Source organism: uncultured Arenimonas sp. (assembly GCF_963976025.1).
In the GTDB taxonomy this organism is placed as follows: Bacteria; Pseudomonadota; Gammaproteobacteria; order Xanthomonadales; family Xanthomonadaceae; genus Arenimonas.
On record NZ_CAXBJS010000167.1, the window covers coordinates 1 to 5,799 of the forward strand.

At 67.2% G+C, this 5,799-nt stretch carries 8 protein-coding genes; 2 read left to right on the forward strand and 6 right to left on the reverse strand.

The window, feature by feature from the left end; translation table 11 throughout:
* From AACZ35_RS11695 to AACZ35_RS11710, 4 genes are all read right to left on the reverse strand, one after another.
* Nucleotides 1-246 (reverse strand): DUF489 family protein (locus AACZ35_RS11695; protein WP_339829460.1); only part of this gene is annotated, 246 nt, incomplete at its 3' end.
* Complete coding sequence (gene mnmA / locus AACZ35_RS11700) at nt 243-1,355, reverse strand: tRNA 2-thiouridine(34) synthase MnmA (RefSeq protein ID WP_339829463.1); 1,113 nt, start codon at nt 1,353-1,355, stop codon at nt 243-245. The genes AACZ35_RS11695 and mnmA, both read right to left, overlap by 4 nt.
* On the reverse strand, nt 1,352-1,816 hold the full coding sequence (locus AACZ35_RS11705) for an NUDIX hydrolase (protein ID WP_339829466.1): 465 nt from the start codon (nt 1,814-1,816) through the stop codon (nt 1,352-1,354). Before AACZ35_RS11705 ends, mnmA begins: the two co-directional genes overlap by 4 nt.
* Nucleotides 1,813-2,277 (reverse strand): hypothetical protein, encoded by a 465-nt coding sequence (locus tag AACZ35_RS11710; protein ID WP_339829468.1) that lies wholly within the window; start codon nt 2,275-2,277, stop codon nt 1,813-1,815. Before AACZ35_RS11710 ends, AACZ35_RS11705 begins: the two co-directional genes overlap by 4 nt.
* Before the next feature lie 58 nt (nt 2,278-2,335).
* Here AACZ35_RS11710 and clpS point away from each other — a divergent pair, with 58 nt between their 5' ends.
* Both clpS and clpA read left to right on the forward strand, forming a co-directional pair.
* Nucleotides 2,336-2,659, forward strand: a complete 324-nt coding sequence (gene clpS, locus AACZ35_RS11715; RefSeq protein ID WP_339829470.1) for an ATP-dependent Clp protease adapter ClpS — start codon at nt 2,336-2,338, stop codon at nt 2,657-2,659.
* 38 nt (nt 2,660-2,697) lie between these two features.
* The gene (clpA, locus tag AACZ35_RS11720; protein ID WP_339829472.1) at nt 2,698-4,974 is read left to right on the forward strand and encodes an ATP-dependent Clp protease ATP-binding subunit ClpA; all 2,277 of its coding nucleotides are present in this window, start codon (nt 2,698-2,700) and stop codon (nt 4,972-4,974) included.
* Here clpA and infA read toward each other — a convergent pair whose 3' ends face one another.
* Complete coding sequence (gene infA, locus AACZ35_RS11725) at nt 4,975-5,193, reverse strand: translation initiation factor IF-1 (RefSeq protein WP_034220409.1); 219 nt, start codon at nt 5,191-5,193, stop codon at nt 4,975-4,977.
* Nucleotides 5,194-5,273: 80 nt separating this feature from the next.
* A partial coding sequence (gene aat, locus AACZ35_RS11730) for a leucyl/phenylalanyl-tRNA--protein transferase (RefSeq protein ID WP_339829476.1) occupies nt 5,274-5,799 on the reverse strand: 526 nt, incomplete at its 5' end.

Here is a 5,799-nt window from a genome sequence, read left to right on the forward strand (position 1 = left end):
GGCCATGCGGGTCAGGGCCGCGTCGCGTCCGGCGCCGCCATCGAGCTGGCCGGCCAGGCGCTCGAGCCCGGGACGCAGTTTCGCCGCGCCGTCGAACACGGCTTCGGGCGTTTCGGCGTCGAAGCGGAACAGGCTGTCGATGCTGGCGGCCAGCGGCGCCGATTCGGCCTGGCCGGTCTGGGCCATCTGCTGCACCAGCTGCACGGCCTGCAGCAGGCCGGCGAGGGCGAGGGCGCGATCCTTCATGGCGGGGCGGTTTTCCTTTCCAGGGGGGCATCGGTGGCGGCGATCACGGCGCCACCCAGGCATTCATCGTCGCGGTAGAGCACCACGGACTGGCCGGGCGTGACCGCGCGCTGCGGGGACGCGAAGGCTACGGAAAGCGACCCGTCCGCGTCCACCTCCACGGTGCAGGCCTGGTCGTCCTGGCGGTAGCGGGTCTTGGCGGTGCAGTCGAAACGGGCCGATTCGGGCGCGCCGGCGACCCAGTGCGCCGGCTCCGAGCGCAGCCGGGTCGAAAGCAGGTAGGGACTGTTGCCGCCCTGGTCGACGACCAGGACGTTGTTGGCCACGTCCTTGGCCACCACGAACCAGGGCGCGGCCGGGCGGCCGCGCACGCCGCCGATGTGCAGGCCTTCACGCTGGCCCAGGGTGTAGTACCAGCAGCCGGCGTGCTCACCGACCACCACGTCATCGGGATCGCGGATTTCGCCCGGCCGGGCCGGCAGGTAGCGGCCCAGGAACTCGCGGAAGTCGCGTTCGCCGATGAAACAGATGCCGGTGGAGTCCTTCTTGGCTGCGGTCGGCAGCCCGGCCTCGGCAGCCAGCCGGCGCACTTCCGCCTTGGGCAGGTGGCCGATCGGGAACAGGGTGGCGGCCAGCTGCTCCTGGCCCAGCTGGTGCAGGAAATAACTCTGGTCCTTGCCGGTATCGACGCCGCGCAGCAGGGCCCAGCGGCCCTCGCGCTGTTCGACCCGGGCGTAGTGGCCGGTGGCGATGGCCTCGGCACCCAGGGAGCGGGCTTCGTCCAGGAAGGTCTTGAACTTGATCTCGCGGTTGCACAGCACGTCCGGGTTGGGCGTTCGCCCGGCGCGGTATTCGTCCAGGAAATGCTGGAAGACATCGGCCCAGTACTGGGCGGCGAAGTTGCGGCTGTGAAACGGGATGCCCAGCAGGCCGGCGATGCGCAGCGCGTCCCGGCGGTCGTCTTCCGCCCGGCATTCGCCGTCGCCGTCATCGTCCCAGTTCTGCATGAACAGCCCGGCCAGCGACTCGCCCTGGCGCTGCAGCAGCAGCGCCGCCACGGACGAATCGACGCCGCCGGACAGGCCGACGATGATCCGGGCAGGGCTCATGCGACGTGGGTGAGGGCGTTCAGGGGCAGGCGCCGCCCGGCCAGGAAGTCGTCGGCGACCTTCCAGACCAGCGGGCTGCGATGCCGGGCTGACTCGGCCGCCAGCTCGCCCGGGGTCAGCCAGAACGCACGCACGATACCTTCGTCCAACGGCCGTTCCGGGTCGTGCCGCAGTGGTTCGGCGGCAAAGGCCATGCGCAGGAAATGTTTGCCGTCACGCGGCGAGGTCCACTGGTAGGCGCCGATGAAGGCGGTCAGTTCGACCTCCCAGCCGGTTTCTTCCAGGGTTTCGCGGCGGGCCGCTTCGAGCAGGCTTTCGTCGGGTTCCAGGTGGCCGGCGGGCTGGTTGAGCACCAGCGCGCCCTGCACCTGTTCCTCGACCACCAGCAGGCGACCGTCGCGCACGACGACGGTGGCGACGGTGACGTCGGGTTGCCAGAAGCGGCCGCTGCGGTAGGTCAAAGCTCGTCGGAACCCAGCAGTTCGCGCTCGACCACGTCGGCCGAGGCGGCGGCCAGGTCGATCGCCTCGTCCAGCGCGTCGGCGCTGGCGTCGGCCGGGATCTTGATGACCAGCATGGCCACGTCGTCCTGCTTCACCCAGGCGCCGAGCTTGAGGTTGTTGCTGCGCTCGAGCAGGTCGTTGGCGATGGCCGCGGTGAAGTCGCCGGTGGGCGCGCGGTAGCCGGGCGACCAGATTTCGCGGACCTTGTGGTGGTCGGTGGCTTCGACCGCGGACCGGACCCAGACCAGCTGGGTGCGCTTGTCGTCGACGCGCACGGTGATCTGGAAGTCGCCGTCGTCGTCGATCGTGAAGGGCGTGCCCTTGGATTCAAGCTGGGCTTTCACGACGGCGTCATGGTCCGCGGCCAGGACGGGGCCGGCCAGCAGGGCAAGGGCGATCAGGGTGAGGCGAAAAGGCATTTGGGCGCTCCGGGGCGATTGCCGGCGGGATCCGGCCCGTCCATCTTATACTTGCCCCATGTCCCAGAATCGCCCACCCGAACGCGAACACGACCATGGCGTGGCGGTCGAGACCAAGCCCGAGGTCGTCCGGCCGCCCCTGTACCAGGTCGTCCTGCTCAACGATGACTTCACGCCCATGGACTTCGTGGTCGAGGTCCTGCAGGTTTTCTTTGCCCTGAACCGCGAACAGGCCACCCAGGTGATGCTGCACGTCCACACCCGCGGCAAGGGTGTTTGCGGCGTCTACACACGCGAAGTGGCTGAATCGAAGGTAACGCAAGTCAACGAGTTCTCCAGGGAGCACCAGCACCCCCTGTTGTGCACCATGGAAAAAGCCTAGGCTGGCCCCATATCGGAGCAAACGTTCCGGAGCAGAGCATGTTCAGCAAGGACCTCGAATACACCATCGGCCAGTGTTACAAGCAGGCCCGCGAAGCCCGCCATGAGTTCATGACGGTCGAGCACCTGTTGCTGGCGCTGTTGGACAACCCGTCCGCCGCCGGCGTGCTCAAGGCCTGCGGGGCCGACCAGCCGCGCCTGGCCACCGGGCTTCGCCAGATCATCGCCGACACCGTACCGGTGCTTCCGGCCGACGACCCGCGCGATACGCAGCCGACCCTGGGTTTCCAGCGGGTGCTGCAGCGCGCCGTCTACCACGTGCAGTCCTCGGGCAAGAAGGAGGTCACCGGCGCCAACGTGCTGGTGGCGATCTTCGGCGAGAAGGACTCGCATGCGGTGTATTTCCTCAACCAGCAGGAAATCACCCGCCTGGACGTGGTCAATTACCTGTCCCACGGCATCGCCAAGATCGGCGATGGCCCCGAGGACAAGCCCGCGCCTGAAGCCAAGCCCGAGGGCGAGGAGGGCGGTGAAGCCAAGGGCAACCCGCTCGAGGAATTCGCCGCCAACCTCAACGAACTGGCCCGCGAGGGCAAGATCGACCCGCTGATCGGCCGCGAAGACGAAGTCGAGCGCACCATCCAGGTGCTGTGCCGCCGCCGCAAGAACAACCCGCTCTACGTCGGCGAGGCCGGCGTGGGCAAGACCGCGCTGGCCGAGGGCCTGGCCTGGCGCATCGTCGAAGGCAAGGTGCCCGAGGTCCTGAAGGACGCCACCATCTATTCGCTCGACCTGGGCGCGCTGGTGGCCGGCACCAAGTACCGCGGCGACTTCGAGAAGCGCCTGAAGGCGGTCATCCAGCAGATCAAGAAGGAACCGGGCGCGATCCTGTTCGTGGACGAGATCCACACCATCATCGGCGCCGGTTCGGCTTCGGGCGGCACCATGGACGCTTCCAACCTGATCAAGCCCGTGCTGCAGAACGGCGAACTGCGCTGCATCGGTTCGACCACCTTCCAGGAATACCGCGGCGTGTTCGAAAAGGACCGCGCGCTGGCCCGTCGTTTCCAGAAGATCGACGTGGTCGAGCCCACCGTGGCCGAAACCGTGGCGATCCTGCACGGGCTCAAGACCCGCTTCGAGAAGCACCATGACGTCGAATACGCGTCCGACGCGCTGCAGGCGGCGGTCGACCTTTCGGTCAAGCACATCAACGACCGCCTGCTGCCCGACAAGGCCATCGACGTGATCGACGAAGCCGGCGCCCGCCAGCGCCTGCTCACCGACGAGCTGCGCAAGAAGGTCGTGGACGTGGAGGAAATCGAGCTGATCGTCGCCAAGATGGCGCGCATCCCGACCAAGCAGGTCAGCGCCTCGGACAAGGACGTGCTCGAAAACCTCGAGCGCAACCTCAAGATGGTCATCTTCGGCCAGGACCCGGCCATCGAGACCCTGGTCTCGGCGATCAAGCTGGCCCGCTCCGGCCTGGCCAGCCCGGACAAGCCGATCGGCAACTTCCTGTTCGCCGGTCCCACCGGCGTGGGCAAGACCGAAGTCACCAAGCAGCTGGCGATGCAGCTGGGCATCGAGCTGGTGCGTTTCGACATGTCCGAATACATGGAAGGCCACTCGGTGAGCCGCCTCATCGGCGCGCCCCCGGGTTACGTCGGCTTCGACCAGGGCGGCCTGCTGACCGAAAAGATCGTCAAGACCCCGCACTGCGTGCTGCTGCTCGACGAAATCGAAAAGGCGCACCCGGACGTGTTCAACATCCTGCTGCAGGTCATGGACCGCGGCGTGCTGACCGACACCAACGGCCGCGAAGCCAACTTCCGCAACGTGGTGCTGGTGATGACCACCAATGCCGGCGCCGCCCAGGCCTCGCGCCGCACCATGGGTTTCGTCGAACAGAACCACACCACCGACGCGATGGAAGTGATCCGCAAGGCGTTCACGCCCGAGTTCCGCAACCGCCTGGACGGCATCATCCAGTTCGGCTCGCTGGGGCTGGACCACATCCTGCGCGTGGTCGACAAGTTCCTGATCGAACTCGAAGCGCAGCTGCACGAAAAGCACGTCAGCCTCTCGGCGACGACGGAAGCGCGGCAGTGGCTGGCCCAGCACGGTTTCGACCCGCAGATGGGCGCACGCCCGATGGCGCGTCTGCTTCAGGACAAGATCAAGAGGCCGTTGGCGGACGAACTGCTGTTCGGCAAGCTGGCCAACGGCGGTCGCGTGTCGGTGGACGTACGCGACGGGGAGTTGGTGGTCGATTCCCAGGCCGAGCCCGAGAAGCTGCTCCCCGCTACCGTGTGATTATTTCATGCGGTAGGTGATGCGACCCTTGGTCAGGTCGTAGGGCGTCATCTCGACCTTGACCTTGTCACCGGTCAGGATGCGGATGTAGTTCTTGCGCATGCGGCCGGAAATGTGGGCCGTGATGACATGGCCGTTCTCGAGCTTGACCCGGAACATGGTGTTCGGGAGGGTCTCGAGAACCGTACCTTCGAATTCAATGCAATCGTCTTTGGACATTCTCTGTTTCGCTGGGCGGGGGAACCGCGCTTGGAAGCCGGTGATTCTGCCATCTCCTTGCCCCACTTGCAAAAATTTGGTTAACCGCCGCTGACGCCTGCCAGTGATGCTGCCGCCAGCGGCGGCAGTCCGGACCAGCTTCCCGGGCGTCCCGGACGCCCGGCCAGCACCGCCAGGCGCGCCAGGTAGCTGGCCCGCGGCATTTCATAAGCGCCGAGCGACACCAGGTGCGGGTTGCTGATCTGGGCGTCGATCAGGGGCCAGCCCCAGCCGGTCAGCCAGTGGCCCAGCGCCGCCAGCGCCACCTTCGAGCCCCCGGATTGGCCGCTGAACATGCTTTCGGCGCTGAACATTTCGCCGGAGGCCACCCCGTAAAGGCCGCCGACCAGGCTGTCGCCGTCGAAGACTTCGATGCTGTGGGCGTGCCCGAGCCGGTGCAGGCGGCCGTAGGCTTCGCGCATCGCCGGCAGGATCCAGGTGCCGTCCTGGCCCGGGCGTGGGGCGCAGGCGCAGGCGGCGACGACGGCGTCGAAACAGGTGTCGGCACGCACCGTCCAGGAACACTTGCGCAGCTGCCGGCGAAAGCGCCCGGGCAGCCGGATGCCG

Excerpts from the sequence above, each read along its gene's own strand:
- AACZ35_RS11710 (WP_339829468.1), bottom strand. The coding sequence starts at position 2,277 with ATGCCTTTTCGCCTCACCCTGATCGCCCTTGCCCTGCTGGCCGGCCCC.
- clpS (WP_339829470.1), top strand. The coding sequence starts at position 2,336 with ATGTCCCAGAATCGCCCACCCGAACGCGAACACGACCATGGCGTGGCG.
- mnmA (WP_339829463.1), bottom strand. The coding sequence starts at position 1,355 with ATGAGCCCTGCCCGGATCATCGTCGGCCTGTCCGGCGGCGTCGATTCG.
- infA (WP_034220409.1), bottom strand. The coding sequence starts at position 5,193 with ATGTCCAAAGACGATTGCATTGAATTCGAAGGTACGGTTCTCGAGACC.
- clpA (WP_339829472.1), top strand. The coding sequence starts at position 2,698 with ATGTTCAGCAAGGACCTCGAATACACCATCGGCCAGTGTTACAAGCAG.